We start from the raw sequence: 16,715 nt of genomic DNA, 5'->3' as shown, positions 1-16,715 counted from the left end.
GCTGTTATTTTTATCTATCTGTGTATATATTACTTCATTTTATCGATCCATTCCTTTACCAAAGCCAGCCCTTCTTTATGCACCAGATTCCTGCCCAGTTCCGGCATCCTTTCGCCGGGGTCGCGGGTCTGCATCCGGTACCAGAGAATAGAGCCTTCTGCATCACCCGGTTTAATATCTACCATGCGGCCACCAGATCCCTTACCTGCAGCCACCGGCGATTTGTTGATTCCGATCACCGCAGGATCGGTTTCTGCCTCTGTTAGAAACAATCCTGATGTTTGCGCCGGCCCTTCTCTCCTGTGACAATGCGCACAATTGATGGCGAGATAAGCCCTTGCCCTCGCGTTCAGGTTTCCGGTTCTGGCATCGTTCCACACCGCTGTCCGTGGTACGGTTGCCAAAGCTGGCAATTGCGTCAGCATACCCTGTTTTTTCCAGTATGTGAGCTGGTTCTGTACACCGGTTGCATACGCATAAGATCCATTCAACTGTGCTACACCCGGACCGATCGGCATGATCCTGTCGTTCGAATTATGACAACCCTTACACTGGTTCTGGTTAGGTATTACATAACGTACCTGCTGTTTTTCGCCATCTTTGTCAATGAAACTGATATTCCTGTCATCACCAGCAATTTCGAGCAGGGCATCCGACTGGTCTTCGTTCCATACATAGGTGATCGCCTGCCATCCTGCTTCTTCTTTTACCAGTAATCTTGTTTCTACTATGTCTTTCGCTACGCCCGGTTTCCTGAAATCGGCGGAGTAATAAAATGTTTTTACCAGCAGCGTTCCCGTTGGAAAATCCAACGTGGTGGCTGCTGAATAGTTAACTGACTTACCCAGCGGCAAACGCACAAACCGCAACTTCTCCGCATAGTCTGTATACAAGGGTGTATTCAGCCCATAAGGTACAACGCCTTTGGCAGGTTTCAATGCATTCATCTTACCTTCAAAAATGCCCCAGGCCGATAATTTTTCGGGATAATTTTTTATCGGCTTATTCGCTATAAAGGGTCCCGAAACAATAAAACAGATAACCCCTATGATTACACCCCTTAGCATACTCAGTTATTGCAGTTAAATGAATCATCCGCCCGTTTCATATCCCTGAAGCCGTGTTCCGCATCCAGGTTCACCACAGATTGCTCTTTGTTATTGATGATGGTGATACACTGACCCGAGATCCAGTTACCTGCCGGATCCAATAGTTTGGGATTCTTGATCCCATCATACAGGATATGCGGAATATCCTGTCCGTATTTTCTGCCTACGATCATACCCAGCGGGTCTTTGCTGACCGGCAAACCCGGTTTTCTTTCATACACATTATCATGAATAGAAATGGCAGAAGGATAGGGATCATAGGATTTGTCTTTGATAGGTTTCATCGTTGTAAAATAGCTGATGATACCGGTACTTACCGACTGGTTATTGATGATCCTGTTACGGTACACTTCGATACCCTTGGTGGCGAGTATCAACAAACCCGTACCACTGGGAACTGTAGCTACGATATTTCCCTTGGGAGCAAAGTTTTCATAGTTATTATCATGGATATAGTTATTATACACTTTTACATCACCACCACGTTTCTGTACCAGGTCGGGTAGATCGAACACGAGCATACCGCCGGTATTTTCCCAGGCTTCATTATCATATACCCGGGCCCGCAAAGAATTTTCGATCTCGATACCCGCCACATTGTGCCAGGCTTTCGAATTCTTAACGATGATATCCTGCGATTGACCCACATAAATACCCGCATCAGAAGCACCCACTGCCATACATTGATCTATCAGCACACCGGTACACTGTACAGGATATAATCCATAACCACCGTTCTGCGGACCAGGTGTACCTGTCCACTCTGTTTTCACATCACGAAAAGTGATGCCGGTCACGTGCATGGTTTTGATGGCATCACCCTTGGCGTCCTGTACCGTAAATCCTTCGAGTACAATATCGGTACCATCGCTTACACGGATGCCTTCAGCCCCATCGGTCTGCCCCTTGAAACTGAGAATGGTTTTATCCATTCCCTTACCCCGGATAGTGATTTTTTTCTTTCCTTCCAGCGACAGTGTATTGGTGAGTGTGAAAGTTCCTTCCGGCAGTTCTATCACCGCGCCGGTTTCGGCGAGGATCATTTCTGTCTGGTATTTTTTCTGAAAGGATTTCTGTGCCGGCAGAATTGCGGGTAATAACAGGACACACAGTATACAAAGGACCACCTTCTTTTCTATGGTATGAATTAAAAAATTCTTTGCTCGCTTATGCATCATATCAGGATAATTGAATGGTATGTTTGAATGGGGTAAACCCTGTCAGGTACACCGTAGGCGCATCTACCGCCGGTAAGGCACCTCGTAACTGGATTCCTTTGTGTTCCTTTTTACCCGGACCGAAACGGATCGTATCTTTTCCTACCGTATACGTTCCCTGTAAATCGTTGAATAAATAAGCATCTGCTTTACTACCATGCGCCTGCACACCGGTAAACTGTCCGCCTTTTCTGAAAATCAGTTCCATCGATACCGGAACATTATCGGTTCCTTTCATTTCTATCTCAACAGCAATGCCCTGGTTAGCTTCAGTGATGGTGACAGTTGTTTCGAGGTATTGCACTTCGCTCTGCTTACGCGCCGATTTGGGCATTTTGGCCATATCTCCGTCGGCGGCAATTTTATCCGCCGGTAGTGGTTGAAAATAAGGGCCTTCCAGTTTGCGTGTTAAAACCCAGGCATTGCCTTTTTGTGTGATCGTGTCTGATTGAAACTGCCCTTTCCCAAAAAAAGAAGCAGCAATACGCATACCCTGTAATACCGCGTTCCCTTTGTGAAAAGTGAGCCAGCCCGGATTGTTGGAGAGAATGGTAGTGTCCCATTCATTTCTGCGGATACGCACCACACCGGAATAGGGAAATGATTTTACATAACTCACCGGTAAAGGTTTGGTGGCAGGTAACTCTTTCCATAACGAAGGATCTTCCAGGAAATAACTCAGCGAATCAGTCAGTTTTCTGAAAGAAGTTTTTTCGATCAAACGGCACATGGCCGCCATTTCGCCATCGTTGTCCAGTAAGGCAAGGTAACGACAGGCATAATAATAATTTTCCATGGTGCCGATCTGGCCCTTGTCCTGCCGGTTAGAAGCTTCCGTTACCACTTCCCCATTGGGATGGAGGTAGTAATGCATCATACGCAGGTTCTTCCGAACGGCATCCAGCAATTCGGGCTTGTGTAACCCTTTGGAAACGGTGATCAGCACACGATCTATCACGGCAGAATACCCATAGGTACTTTTTTCTGTGTATTGTCCATCAGGATCAAGATCGATATGTTCTGCCAGCCACTGGTTCACCCGGTTCACGTAACGTAGATCGGGCCATTTCTCATTCAGCTTGGTTAATGCGGCAGATACCACCCAACGATGATTGGGCGTATGAATACCACCAACGATCAATGCCTCGCCGGCACGTTGTAAAAACTGTTGCAAAAGTGAGAGAACAGTAGCCGTATCTTTTATACCCGAAGCCTGCAGAATATTATACGACTGTACCAGCCGCTTCACCATAAATGCCGTATCGGGTGTAGAGTGAAAATTAGTGTCCATCAGATCAATGGTACCATCGGCATGTTGCATTTTCAATAAACTGCCCAGTGCCAGTTCCATGTCTTTGAGGATAGGTGCCGATTGGTAATACTCCGACTCCTGACTGGCCACTGCTTCTGCGGCTTTATTGATAAAGGCACAGGTACTATGCGGATTGGGGATATCAACACCGGAAAGGTATCCTCCATAAAACCGGAGAGCGGTATCGGTGATCTTGTATTGGCGAAGGTTTTTCAGCTCCCCGTCGTTGAACTTGATCAGTTCTACCAGCCAGGCAGGTTTTACTGCCGGTGCCGCATATTGTGCTGTACGAAAAGCGGCTGCACCCAGAAAAGGCATCATACAAACCGACGTGGCACCGAGTGTTACAAATTTTCTTCTGTTCATCCGTGAATTTTATTGCTGAAAGATTGATGCTTATTTGCGTATGCCTTTGTATTGTTCATAAGCCAGGCCGAACATGATAAAAGATCCATAACCAAAACCGGTACCCTCGGTGATCTTCCTGGTAAGATAATAATTTTCATCGCCCACACAGGTGCCGCCTGATACCCTTGCCGGAACCAGGTAACCGTTGCCGGCATTGGTCATACTCAGGTTACGAAGTCCTTTATAAGCCTGCTCTACCATGGGCCTGTATTTTTTGGGGTTCAGCAGTTTCAGCTGCAGGCCCTTGGTAATGGTATACGCAAACATGGCCGTGCAGGAACTCTCCAGAAAATTCTTCGGATTATCCGGAAGCGTGACCAACTGGTACCAGTGACCGGATTCCTTGTGCTGCCAGGGAGCCACACTTTCTACATAATGCAGGAAAGCTTTTTCCAATGGTTTTCTGTATCCTGAATTTTTAGCAATCGTTTCCAGTGCATCTGCCAACGCCATCCCTACCCAGCCATTTCCACGGGCCCAGATCTGGCTGCTTTTGCGGGTGGTTTTATCGGGCCAGCCCATGATGCTGCAACCATCGTTGTAATCAGTGTCGTCTGCGTCCCAGCCATGCACCCATAAACCGGATACGGGATCGGTGAGTTTTTCATTGTGTGCGTTGAACTGTTCTACAAAATCCGCGATATATTTTTCATCACCTGTTAAACGATACATTTCAAGCAGGAACATGTTGAGCATATACACCGTATCGTCCCATAACTCAACGGTTTCGGCACGGTGCGAGAGGCCGCCATTGGGTGAGCGGGGTACCTGCAGGTATTGGGCATAGATTTCCTTGCTTTTATCGAGGTATTTTGGATCGCCCGTGATCCTTGCGAGAAAAGCCATGCCATGCGCCGAAGCTACCGCGTTGGGATGTTTGCCATTGGCTACCGCATATGTGGCATCCATGGCTGTTTTGATATAGTTGAGATAGGTTTTTTTCTCTGTGTCTGTTTTGCTGTTATACAGATGCACCAATGAATTGAGGAAAGTAGCCTGGCCCCAATCCCACTTGTATTTATCCGCAGGCATAAACACTTCGCGGCCATGTTTATCAACTGAATCTACCCATGACTGGGAAAAGGAAGAAAAGTACAATAAGAGGGCAATACCCAGGATGGTTACTCTTTTCATGGCAGTTGGTTTGTTCCTGTAAACAGCTGTTACAGTGCAATCGGTTTCTGTTTAGGATGGGTAAGTTAAAACGTTTTAGTAGAATTAACAATAAACCGCCGCTTGCTTTTCTGCGAAATCGTTTTCGTGTAGAAACTATCCTGAAACCAACAGTCAGATCCAGGCAGTCATTACTGACTTTACCTGTATTTTGCCATAATGGGTTTACCCAATTCTTCACCATCAACCATGAACAGAAAATCTTTCGGCAGTGTGAAGGGGTTGGCATATGATATCCGCTTTTTATTGAGCAGGTCTGCCTGCACACCCAGTTTTCCGGAAGGGGTTTGTACGGAGATATCGGTGATACCATTGGTTTCTTTCACCGTTACCGGTGCAGTTAATACTGACTGGCGGAATCGGGCGAAATCAGCCTCGGTACGGATGCCTTCAGCCGTCTTCCACCACATGGCGATAGTGGCTTTGCCATCGTTGGGATGTTGCAGTGTCAGTCGTAAAGCTTTATTATTGCTCAGGGTGAATTGCTCCCTTGTGGAGGAATACGCGAACCCATCGTTATACAAGACGGGGCTTACCCCTTCAGCAGCATTATACTGTAGGTAGCGAAAAGCAATGGCCACCTCTTCGAACCTAGCAAAAAAAGTGTTGGTCTCATCCAATATGAGGCTCTCTCCTTTGGCAGGTGCATTCTTCTTCGTTTTACCGATCCATATCTCATCAAATACATCAGGGAGAATGATGGTTGAGTTCAGGTATTCCTTGATACAGTTATGGTCTTTTGCACCGGATACCAACATGACGAACTCACCCTTGTTCTGCGCCGACTGCATAAAAGGCATCAGGTGTCTTGTTTTACCCCATCCGCCATTGGAGGGATAATTGGGCGGCATCAGGTGTTTCATCTTTTCGCCCATACCAGTAGCACCCCAGGTACCATAATGATCATCCCTTCCTTCCAGCACGTAGGCAATATTGGCCATGGCGGGTTTTTTAGCACTGCTCAGGTACATCACAAAGGGTTTATCATCCGGACTATATGCCTGGTTGGTAGAAGCGATAGATACTTGGTTGCCGTGGTAATCGGAAGCATAGGTATGTGCGAGGCTATCCCATCGCTGCACTATGAAACGGTTCTTCCGGTTCATGAGCTCTTTTTGTTTGGCCGACAAGCCCAGTTTTTGCAGGGCATCGAGGCACACCTGGTGAAACAGGTGTGTGTTGGTACTTTTACCACCTAAAAGGGGATTGAAATATTTTTCTTCCAGCAGATCGCGGCCGAATACCCGGTTGTAATCGCGGCTATGAGCACCTTCGAGGTAACCACCGCGTTGGTTATAATGCGCACTGAGATCGGTCAGGAATAATCTGATCGCATCAGCCGCTTTATTTTTAATATCCGCATCGGCGATGAAAGTATGAATCAGCAACAAAGATTCAAGATCTACCCCGCAATAGGTAGGACTATCATATTCGCGGTTACCATACCTTGCCACGTGCTGTAGCCAGAGATCAAAATATTTTCTTCCTTCATCCAATACGGACCGGTCATGGTACACTTCTCCATACGCCACAAAATTCCAGATCCGCATGAGGTAGATATTGGTATAAGAGATCCTGATCTCCTGGTTCCGGCCACCTTTCAGCGCAAGCGAAAAAATATCATCCAGCTCGTTCCGTGCTGTAGCCGATAAGCGATCATTGAACAGTAATTTTACCAGCATCCCGTATTGCATACAAAACTGTACGTTGTTACCGTCTCCTATATCAGTTCCCGTTTCGTGCCAGCCCCAGAAAATATTGCCATAACTTCTTCCCGCTTTCGGATCGGTGATCATTCTTGTTTTTACCAGTTTCAGTAACCATTCTACCTCTGCGGGTTGCAGAAAATTCGCATCCATGGCATCTACCAGGAACAGAAAACAATCTCTTACTCCCAATTGCCGCGGCGTTTTCTGCACAGCTGCCCATTCACGTTCCAATGTGGCTTTGCGTTCTGAAGCATTGGGCATAGCAGGAATGGTATAACCAGCTGGTTGCTGTGCCATCAGACAAGAAGGAACCAAAACGGTAAGCAACAGGGAAAAGAATATTTTTTTCATATCAGTATACTATTGTTTGGTGAGTCTGAATATGACCACACCATGGTGAGGGATCGTTGTTGGAAAACCCTGCTGGAAATAACCCAGGTCTTTCTGCCGCCACAGATCACGGATCTTCCATTTTCCTTTCAGCCCCAATGCGGCAAAATCGAATGTATATGATCTGGCAGATTCATTACCCCAGCGGAAATAAGATTGCGGCGTAGTGCCAAACCCGTCGATATTAAATAGTCCCACTGCATAAGAACCATCTTCCAGTGGTTTCAGCCAGGTTTGTACGCCGTTGGTATCTGCTACCAGTCGCGCAGCTTTTCCCAATGGATCCTGGTTAACAGCGATCACTTCATCATTGGAAAGAAGGCTCAGCGTAAAATCATCCAGTCTTTCAATCGGGCACCCGATCAGCATCGGAGCAGAGAGCAGACTGAAAATACTCACATGACTGTATTGCTCATCCGGTGTTAAGCGTGTGGGATGTAATACGGGGCCAATCGATACATCTCCCACAATCATCATATCCGGATCGGCCCAATGGCCCGGCCCGGTATAAGGGCCCCATTTATCCAGCGAAAAACTGGTCTGGTATAAACTGTTCCAGCTGTCTTTGATATCGGGCCCGGTGCGATACATATTCGATAAACGTACCCAGTCTTTTACTTTTTCGAAGGGTGCGTTGTTAGATAAACTCAATACAATATCTCTTCCTGAGTTACGCAATGCCTGCGACATGCGCTCGGTAGAAGCCACATCTATACGCCAATCGTATTTCAGAAAATCCACTCCCCATGCCGCCATCTGCCTCGCATCGTTCGGCTCAAATTTATATCTGGCAATACGACTAAAAGGAGGGCGGTTTACTTTGATAAGCTCATGCGTTTCGCCGCCAGCCGGATAATCGGAAGAAGCGCCTACATAGCCTGCATAACTGGCAATATAGGGGGTGGAATAGAGGCCGGCTTTTAATCCCATCGAGTGGATCTCATCGATCATGCCTTTGATATCGGGAAATTTTTCATTGGGTTGCAAAGCCGTATCCTTTCCTGTTCTGATCCCCTGCCAGGCATCGTCAATATTGATATAGGTCCAGCCATGATCACGTAAACCTTTATTCACCATAGCATGGGCAGAAGCCAGTACTTTTTCGCGATCAATTTTTGATTCCCATGAATTCCACCCGTTCCAGCCGATAGGAGGTGTTAATGCGATTGTATCGCCAATTTTGATCTGTAATTTTTGCGTTGCTTCTCCCAAGCGATTCTTTGCTTTGAGTATGGCGGTATAGGTTCCCCGTTTGGCCACAGTACCAGTGATAATCCCGGTTGCTGCAGATACCGACAAACCTTCGGGCAGCTGTTGCGCCGAGAACTGCATAGGTCTTTCGCCGGTAGCGGCAATAGCATACAGAAAAGGATTACCAGGTGTAGCACCAAATACTTTCGCCGAATTGATCCTCGGCTTGGGTGATGGTTTGGGTGTAAGAATATATTTTTCGTCCGTGAACTGGATATGCCCGGGTTGGTGCCCCGCATACATTTCCAGTCTGGCATTGGCCCAGTTGGCATACGTGCGTTTATTACTGATACCTCCGATCTTATCTGTGATCAGCAAACCCAGCTGTTTGATCCCGGTAAGATCAAGCTCCACTTGTACAGGTGCATCGCCCATTTTCATTTCCGGACTCTGGAAAAGGATCTTTTTATCTCCCAACACATAAAAGGTCAGGGGGATCTCCTTATTGCCCTGATCATCCAGTCCCACCAATGCCGAAAACTGTTTTGCTTTTTTATCCAGGTCAAATACCAGGATACTGATGCTTTGTACACCCACGCCCCGCAGGTACCGAACCCCACTCATCCGTATGGTATCGTGGGCATAATTACTTTTCACAGAAACCGGTCGGATGGCTTCTGAAAATGTTTGCATGGGTAGATCATCCAGCCATACAGTATGGGTTGTTTGCGCGGTAACCATGGTTGACAGGCACAAACAGGTGCTCAATAAAAATCCTGCTATTTTTTTCATGATACAGATACAATTCATTTGGTTTGGAAAAGCCGGATCATGGTTACGCCATGATGCCTGATCTTGGTTTCGAATGTGTTGGTATAAGTGCCCAGCTCTTTTTGCCGCCATACATCTTTCACTTTCCATTTGCCTTTGAGGCCAAGCCGGGTAAAATCTAGGGTATATTTCCGCTCCTGCTCATCGCCCCAGCGGAAATAGGATTGCGGGGTCTTTCCATACCCGTTGATATGAAACATGCCCACGGCATAAGACCCGTCTTCCAGTGTTTTAAACCATACCTGTACATTACCATCATCGGCCACCAGTCTTGCCGGTTTACCTAGTGGATCCTGGTCTATGGAAATTACTTCATCATTGGTCAGCAGGTTCAGGGTAAATGCATCCAGTTGTTCTATCGGACAACCAATCAGCAATGGCGCGGATAATAAACTAAACAGGCTCACATGACTGTATTGCTCATCCGGTGTTAAACGGGTGGCATGCAGTTTGGAACCGGTGGTAACATTACCGAGGATCATCATATCCGGATCGTTCCAGTGCCCCGGTCCGCCATAAGGCATCCATTTATCCAGTGTAAAAGCAGATACATAAAGACTTAACCAGTTATCGCGGATATCCGGACCTGTGCGCCAGGCATTGGCAATCCTTGCCCAGTCTTTGGCCAGTGCGAAGGGAGCGGAGTTGGATAAACTGTATAAGATATCTCTGCCTGATTGTTGTAATGCTACAGACATGCGTTCTGCAGAATTGAGATCGATGCGCCAGTCGTATTTTAAATAATCCACGCCCCATTCCGCCATCTGCAAAGCATCTTCTCTTTCGAAACGGTATTTGCCGACATAACGGTTGGCGCGTTTATCTTTTTCGATAGAATCGGTGTAAGCCCCATTCTCGAAATTGGAAGAGCCTCCCGTTTTCCCCACATAACTGGAGATCCACGGAGTAGAATAGAGGCCCAGTTTTAATCCTTTTGCATGGATCTGGTCTGCCATGCTTTTAAAATCCGGAAACTTTTGTGTATTAGGCTGGATGGCATTGTATTTACCGCCCCGTAATCCCTGCCAGGCATCATCAATATTGATATAGGTCCAGCCATGACGCTGTAATCCCATATTCACCATGGCATTGGCCGATGCCAGTACTTTTTCCTGGTCTATTTCTCTGGCCCAGGAGTTCCATCCATTCCAACCGATAGGTGGGGTAAGCGCAATGGTGTCGCCAATTCTGATCCGTAAGGTTTTGGAAGCTACTCCCAACTTATTTTTCGCACGGAGTGTAGTGATATAAGTTCCGCTTTCTTTTACGCTTCCACTGATTATGCCTGTTGCCGGATCAAGCTGTAATCCCCTGGGCAAACCCGATGCTGTATATACAATGGGCATATCTCCGGTGGCTACGATCGTATATAAAAAAGGATTACCCGGCCTTGCACCAAAAATAGCAGGTGAATTGATGCGGGGAGAAGCAGCAGGTTTGGGTGTGAGAATATATCGTTCTCCATCGTTCGGAATAGAAGCTGGCAAAGCATTCCCCAGCATTACCAACTGCGCATTGGCCCAGTTGGCATAAGCCCGTTGCGATTCTTCTTTGGGCAGAATCAGCAAGCCGAATCGTTTGATTCCGGTCAGGTCTACTGTTACTTTTCTGGCAGCTTCTCCTTTTTTCATTTCACCACTTTCAAAAAGGATTTTTTTATCACCGATTACATAAAAACGACTGACTGTTCCTTCTGCGGCTTTATCATCAATACCTGCTTCCGCAGTAAATGTCGCAGCTTTTCCATCCAGTAAAAAAAACATGGCACTGGTACCATGAATACCCAGTCCCCGTTCGTACCGTACCCGGTTGATCTCGATAGCTCCACCGCCCGATGCTGTTTTCAGCGAAACAGCCGGTATAGCCTCGTTAAAAGAAGGGATACTGAGTTCGTCAAGGTAAACAGCTGTTTGGGTTTGCGCACCGGCAGTGTTCAGGAGGGCCATTGTTAGTAAAAAGGCTACAGCTTTTTGCCATATCCTGTTCTTTTTTCGGTTCTGAATAATTTTATACATCTCGTTGAATGATTACTATAAGTTAGTTTGTATGGTTGCTGACCGGGTGGAATCAGCGATAATTGTTTTTGCTATTCCTTTATCCACGGTAAAAAATACATCCGCTTCTCTGCTGAGTCGTAAGATGTCCTTTCCGTTTTGTTGTATGGCAGTAAATCCCGTAGCTGCCAGTTTTTGTACATTTCCCTGCGCATCCAGTTTTACGGCTGCCAATCCTTTGTATTGCCCGGTGTACAGTTTACCCTTGTATGCAAACCGGAATACCGCCGGCTGGTTATTGGCGAGTGAGGCTGTATTGGTAAAAGTGAATGACCCTTCTTCGTTGGTTACCCCATCTTCCAGCTGATTGGCTGGTATCCCCAGCCGAACCAGGTTCTCAAGAGAATAACCGATGGATACTGCTTTACTGGCAATCTGTTTCCAGGTGGCAGTAATATCTTTCCCCAGAAAATCATGGGTGGCATTTCCTTCCAGCAATAACTTACCTCCCTTGTTTACATAGTCCTGAAAAAAACGGGTGGTAGCTGGTTTGGTATATTGGGGGTTGAGGAAAACGATCGCATCAAACGTATATCCGTTCAATATGGGTTTACCCGCAGCGTTGAGATGTAAACGTCCGTCTTCGATCAGATCTGTAGGTACGGACGCATTCAGGTATCCTTTCTGCCAGAGCTGAATGGATTTTTTTTCCATTTCCAGCTTATCATTGATATCATACATTCCCCGCTTCGAAATATCGGGATACCAGTTGTACATGGCTTCCATACCATATACCACCAATAATTTGATCTGTGGAAAAGGTGGATCAAAACGGTTCAGCAACCGGGCCGCGTTCTCTACTTTATTGATTCTTTCCAATGCAACAGGATCATCTATCGAAACACCCCAGCCCTGCACATCATTGGCCGCATGGTAATGTGTGCGGATGCCATAGCGGAGATCGGTAAGGGCTTTGGTCCAGATGCGGGTCAGGTCTTTGCCATAATACATATTGTACATTGCATTCTTCTGGTACCCCATACCTATGCCGATCTGAATAGGTGTAGCTGTTTCCTCATCACTATGGCCGTAATCTCTTTTAATGCTCCACCAGCTTACACCGGTTTGCCATACTTCATCCCTGTCCAGGTTGTTATGAAAGGTATTATGCAAACCGATAAAGGCCTTTTTCCCATACATTTTTTTCCCCAGATCATACACGGCTGCTTCTACCGGTAAAGTAGCAAACCGCAAGAGGTTCATATATTGATTGATCGCACTGATCCTGACTTCAGGTTTATCTTGTGGTGCGTACCGCATATCCAGCAACACCCGATCCAGCTCTTTACCGGTCTTCTGTTTCATTTGTTTTGCCATACCCAGTGAATACAGCCGCTCCCTGAAAACACCGCCTTCCTTTTCCAGTACTTTCTGCTGGGTGATTTTCAGATTCTTGTACTCGTCGAGGCCAATCCCATCAAAAGGGATATCGCGGTAGGCCTTGAATACATTCAACAACACAGACATGGCCTGTTGAGAAAAATTACTGCAGGAGTTATAATAATGCTGCGTAAGAATATAAGCGGTATACCCTTTCATTTCTTTACCCACTGCAAGCGATAGGGTAACCTGATCCTTTGTTTCAACCGTTTTGGCAGCAGCGGTTATGTCTTTCAGTGAAGCCGGGTCATATATACCCTCTGCGGTTTTCTTAAATGCATAGACTTTGAACAATTCGCTTTTTAACAGGGTCTGCATTTCTCTTGCTCCCTTGGCAGCAACCGTATAGGCGGCCGTACCTGCCTCATCCAATGTCACTTCGCCCTCCTGTATCAGTCGGTCCGTATTTTCGATGGCGATGTTAAAATCCCTTTTCCATACCTGTAGTCCTATCTGCAGCCCCTTCCTGTGCGCATACGCTACCAGTTTCTCAAAAACCGGGTGCATAGCGGTTGTGTCGTAAAAACTATTCCCGCTTCTTTCTGTGAGAAAGACCAAAGTATACTTACTGAATTTGGCAAAACTGTCTATTTTGGCCTGATAGGTTTCTTCCTTCGCCATATTCTCCGTAAAGAACCAATACGCTACCTGTGGATGATTCACATTTTCAAACGCATCTACATAACTGGTTTTAACGGTTTGTGCATTGCCATTAAAAACAGCCAGCCAGCAAAGTGATGTTACTATAAAAAATTTGACATTCATTATTTTCATTTTAGCATGAATCGATTATTTACCCGCCGCCTTATCCGCTACCATCTGCAATACCGTTTTATCGTTCCATTCGGCCGTGTGGCCGGCCATGGCGGTAAAGGAGATCTTGGCATCTGATACAGGATGGGTTGTTTTATCCAGGAACGTTTTCAAAAAACGTGTTGCTACATTGGAATAGAGCCCATCCATATCACCGGTCCAGATCCAGAGCTTGCCCTGTAGTTTAGGTCCTAATGTATTCCAGTTCTTTTCCAGTATTTTTTTCAGGTCATATTTTTCCCATTGCCGGGCAATCTGGTGATCAATTTTTCCGGTAAACGGATCAAACATAAGGGAAGGAAGTCCATCTGCCCCCCTCGGCCCGAAAACCGCATTATAGGCTCCGAACTGCCCACCGGATATCCGGTAATCGCCGGTTCTGCTGTTCACATTTTCGCCCGCTATCCAGTCCTTCATCGAAAAAGTAGGTTCACCATAAATGGTTCTTCTTCCGGGTTGCAGGTATCCGAATTTGTTATAGAAGATGGTTTCATCCTGGTAAACATTGATGAGGCCATAGTGTTCAAAATCCACGGGGTCGGGACTATAAGACCATGTACCATCAAAGAAATCAGGATACATAATCTGTAACCCCAGCGATACCCAGCCGCCTGTGGAAGCTCCGCATAGATAACGTTTCCGGGTTTCCGGTTTATATCTTATCTGTTGTTCTATGGCAGGGATCAGTTCTTCTGTCAGTGCTTTTCCGCAAGGACCGTTGTTTTCAGAATCCATCTGGTACGTATCACCATAAGGCCCCTGCGAATCCAGAAATACATACATCACCTGTGGAGCTTCTTTGGCAAACCACCAGTCGGTAAAACTTTTCTGTGCCATCAGGTTATTAATGGCACTATATCTTCCATTTAATCCTGCCGCCCGGTAACAGATTGGATAATCTCTTTCCGGATGATCGAAATAGCCGGAAGGAAGCAGTATCGCAGCCTTCAGTTGTCGTGGTTTACCAAAGAAAACGGAGAGGTATTTACTTTCAACAGTAACTACTTTCACAAAAGGATGGTCAACGATTACAGTGGGCGGGACGATTTTACTCAGCCTAAGATGTAAAGATGCTGCACTTGTCAGTGAAAAAGAATCTACCTCGCTATACAGATTACCCGGCACATTCTCATTACCATCATCCATGTTCTGCTTATATGTTATCTGATAATAATATTTTTCGGAAAGATGGTCGCTTAACTTCTGCATTCCCGTGAACAGAACATTTCTCTTATGGGTATTGATCACAAAATCATTTTCCCCATCCCAATTTTCCGGTGTAACACCAATGGTTACTTCGGAACGGTTTCGGGGTTCACGTTCATGCTGACTGGTGAGATGAAAAAGCAAACGCCCGCCCCTTTGAAAAGCAGCACGCATCGCCGGCGCTACCGATACCGTTATCTTCAGCGATACCTGTTGCTGACTTTGAACAGCAACAGCAATAAACAATACGCAAACGGTTACATATTTTTTCATCTTAACATACATTCAGATCAATGTGTTTGTCAGCTGTCGCTGTTATATCAATCCTTATTTATAATTCGTTTTCAGTATGCCCTTCGCTTCCGAAAACGGCATCCGGAGGTTTTTAAAATTCACATTACTGGCATTATTCAATTGTATTACCGGCATTTCTTTCGCTGTAGGGATCTGCACATCAGTGAATGTGATCCGCTTTACATCATCCAAAACAAATGCTGGCCTGAAATCGTCTTCGAGGTAGCTTACTTTTACATTCTTTAGTTGTATCCCTTCTGCATGACGCATGTATAATCCCCAGGCAGGCAATTCACCAAACATGGAAAATTCAGGATAAGCGGCTGCATTTTCAGGGATGCGGGTAATCTCTGTTAAGGGAATATGTGCAATAGACTTATCTGCCCTCCCGCCATAACTGATCTCAATATTTTCCAGTGTCACATTCTGTACCGGGTACCCGGGTAATCCCACAATAGAAGAAGGCACCAGGTTATAAGGCAGATATGGATGCCCATAGATATGAAAATGAGAAGGACGTACAGGCATTTTATCAAAACCCGGACGTAAATGATCAGGTGGTCCTTCGATCGGATATCCCTGATCCGGTTTCAGTAAAGGTGTTTCCACTTTTACATTAGCGATATAGATGTCTTTGAGCGTACCCACTTCACCTGTGGTATTTCTGCGGCCGCGACGGATAAAAATGGCATTACCGGTATTTTTGGCCTGTACATTCCGGATATCGATATTATCCATAAAACCTCCATCCACCGATTCCAGTGCAATAGCTGAACGATATGTATCAAAAATGGTAAGATTGGTGATCTTGAAATTCCGGAAACCGCCATGGTTAGCGGTACCAAACTTTAAACCGTTGGCACTGGAACGTAACGTACAGTTGTCTACATACACATTCTCGCAGGAACTTTTTGGATTATCCGATTTAAAACAAAGTGCATCATCCGATGCATTGATAAAACAGTTAGTGATACGTACATTTTTAGAATCGGTCACATCCAGCCCATCATTGTTCCAGTAAGCAGTACTCTGTACAGTGATCTTATCAATAACCACTCCATCACATTCGCGGTAATCCTGCACCCAGTCAGAAGCATTTTTCAGCGTAATACCCGTTACAGTAACATTTTTACAACCTTTCAGGTACAATCCCAATGCACGGCCCGGACCGGGTCTTTTCAGTAACCAGGCAGAGTCTGACTTCACTTCTCCACTTCGTAATCTTTTAAACACATCCAGCATGAGTTCCTGGCCCTGAAAATCAATGATCCCCTCTCCAGTAATGGAAATATTTTTTTGTCCCTCTGCTATAATCAAAGCGGCCCGGCCAGCCAGTTTTTTGTAATCGGTGGTAAGATGAGAGCCCAGCAACACAGCTCCCAGTTCCACATGCAATTCCACACCGGATTTCAGTTCCAGGGTTCCTGTCATATAATTACCGGGGGGAACGATCAGTTTTCCACCGCCTTTTGCAGACAGATCATCGATCAACTGCTGCATAATTTTGGTATTCACCGTTCTTCCATCAGCCACAGCACCGTACTGGCTGATGATCACTTCTTTCTGTGCGTTTGCTGCAATAGTAGTTATCAGCAAGGCAACAACAACATACAATTTTTTCATAGTAT

At 45.9% G+C, this 16,715-nt stretch carries 10 protein-coding genes; all 10 read right to left on the bottom strand.

Features of this window, described 5'->3' with window-relative positions:
* Positions 1-29: 29 nt before the first annotated feature.
* Positions 30-1,067, bottom strand: coding sequence for an SO2930 family diheme c-type cytochrome (locus AC1RNB_RS01220; protein WP_493080002.1), 1,038 nt, complete (start codon positions 1,065-1,067; stop codon positions 30-32).
* A 2-nt stretch (positions 1,068-1,069) separates the two neighbouring features.
* Complete coding sequence (locus AC1RNB_RS01215) at positions 1,070-2,287, bottom strand: parallel beta-helix domain-containing protein (RefSeq protein WP_493080000.1); 1,218 nt, start codon at positions 2,285-2,287, stop codon at positions 1,070-1,072.
* A gap of 1 nt (position 2,288) precedes the next feature.
* Positions 2,289-4,004 (bottom strand): hypothetical protein, encoded by a 1,716-nt coding sequence (locus tag AC1RNB_RS01210; RefSeq protein WP_493079998.1) that lies wholly within the window; start codon positions 4,002-4,004, stop codon positions 2,289-2,291.
* Between the two features lie 30 nt (positions 4,005-4,034).
* On the bottom strand, positions 4,035-5,180 hold the full coding sequence (locus AC1RNB_RS01205) for a glycoside hydrolase family 88/105 protein (RefSeq protein ID WP_493079996.1): 1,146 nt from the start codon (positions 5,178-5,180) through the stop codon (positions 4,035-4,037).
* 179 nt (positions 5,181-5,359) lie between these two features.
* Complete coding sequence (locus AC1RNB_RS01200) at positions 5,360-7,279, bottom strand: DUF8769 domain-containing protein (protein ID WP_493079995.1); 1,920 nt, start codon at positions 7,277-7,279, stop codon at positions 5,360-5,362.
* A 9-nt stretch (positions 7,280-7,288) separates the two neighbouring features.
* A complete protein-coding gene (locus AC1RNB_RS01195) occupies positions 7,289-9,301 on the bottom strand; it encodes an NPCBM/NEW2 domain-containing protein (RefSeq protein WP_493079993.1) in 2,013 nt (670 codons plus the stop codon).
* A 14-nt stretch (positions 9,302-9,315) separates the two neighbouring features.
* The gene (locus tag AC1RNB_RS01190; RefSeq protein ID WP_493079991.1) at positions 9,316-11,286 is read right to left on the bottom strand and encodes an NPCBM/NEW2 domain-containing protein; all 1,971 of its coding nucleotides are present in this window, start codon (positions 11,284-11,286) and stop codon (positions 9,316-9,318) included.
* 84 nt (positions 11,287-11,370) lie between these two features.
* Positions 11,371-13,539, bottom strand: a complete 2,169-nt coding sequence (locus tag AC1RNB_RS01185; RefSeq protein WP_493079989.1) for a hypothetical protein — start codon at positions 13,537-13,539, stop codon at positions 11,371-11,373.
* 24 nt (positions 13,540-13,563) lie between these two features.
* Positions 13,564-15,066: an alpha/beta hydrolase-fold protein gene (locus AC1RNB_RS01180; RefSeq protein ID WP_493079987.1), complete on the bottom strand. Its 1,503-nt coding sequence runs from the start codon at positions 15,064-15,066 to the stop codon at positions 13,564-13,566.
* Positions 15,067-15,120: 54 nt separating this feature from the next.
* On the bottom strand, positions 15,121-16,710 hold the full coding sequence (locus tag AC1RNB_RS01175) for a glycoside hydrolase family 28 protein (protein WP_493079986.1): 1,590 nt from the start codon (positions 16,708-16,710) through the stop codon (positions 15,121-15,123).
* Between the last annotated feature and the right edge of the window lie 5 nt (positions 16,711-16,715).

The sequence above is a fragment of the Sediminibacterium sp. GW821-FHT12F12 genome (genome assembly GCF_058806635.1).
This window is presented reverse-complemented; position numbering and strand designations above follow the sequence as displayed.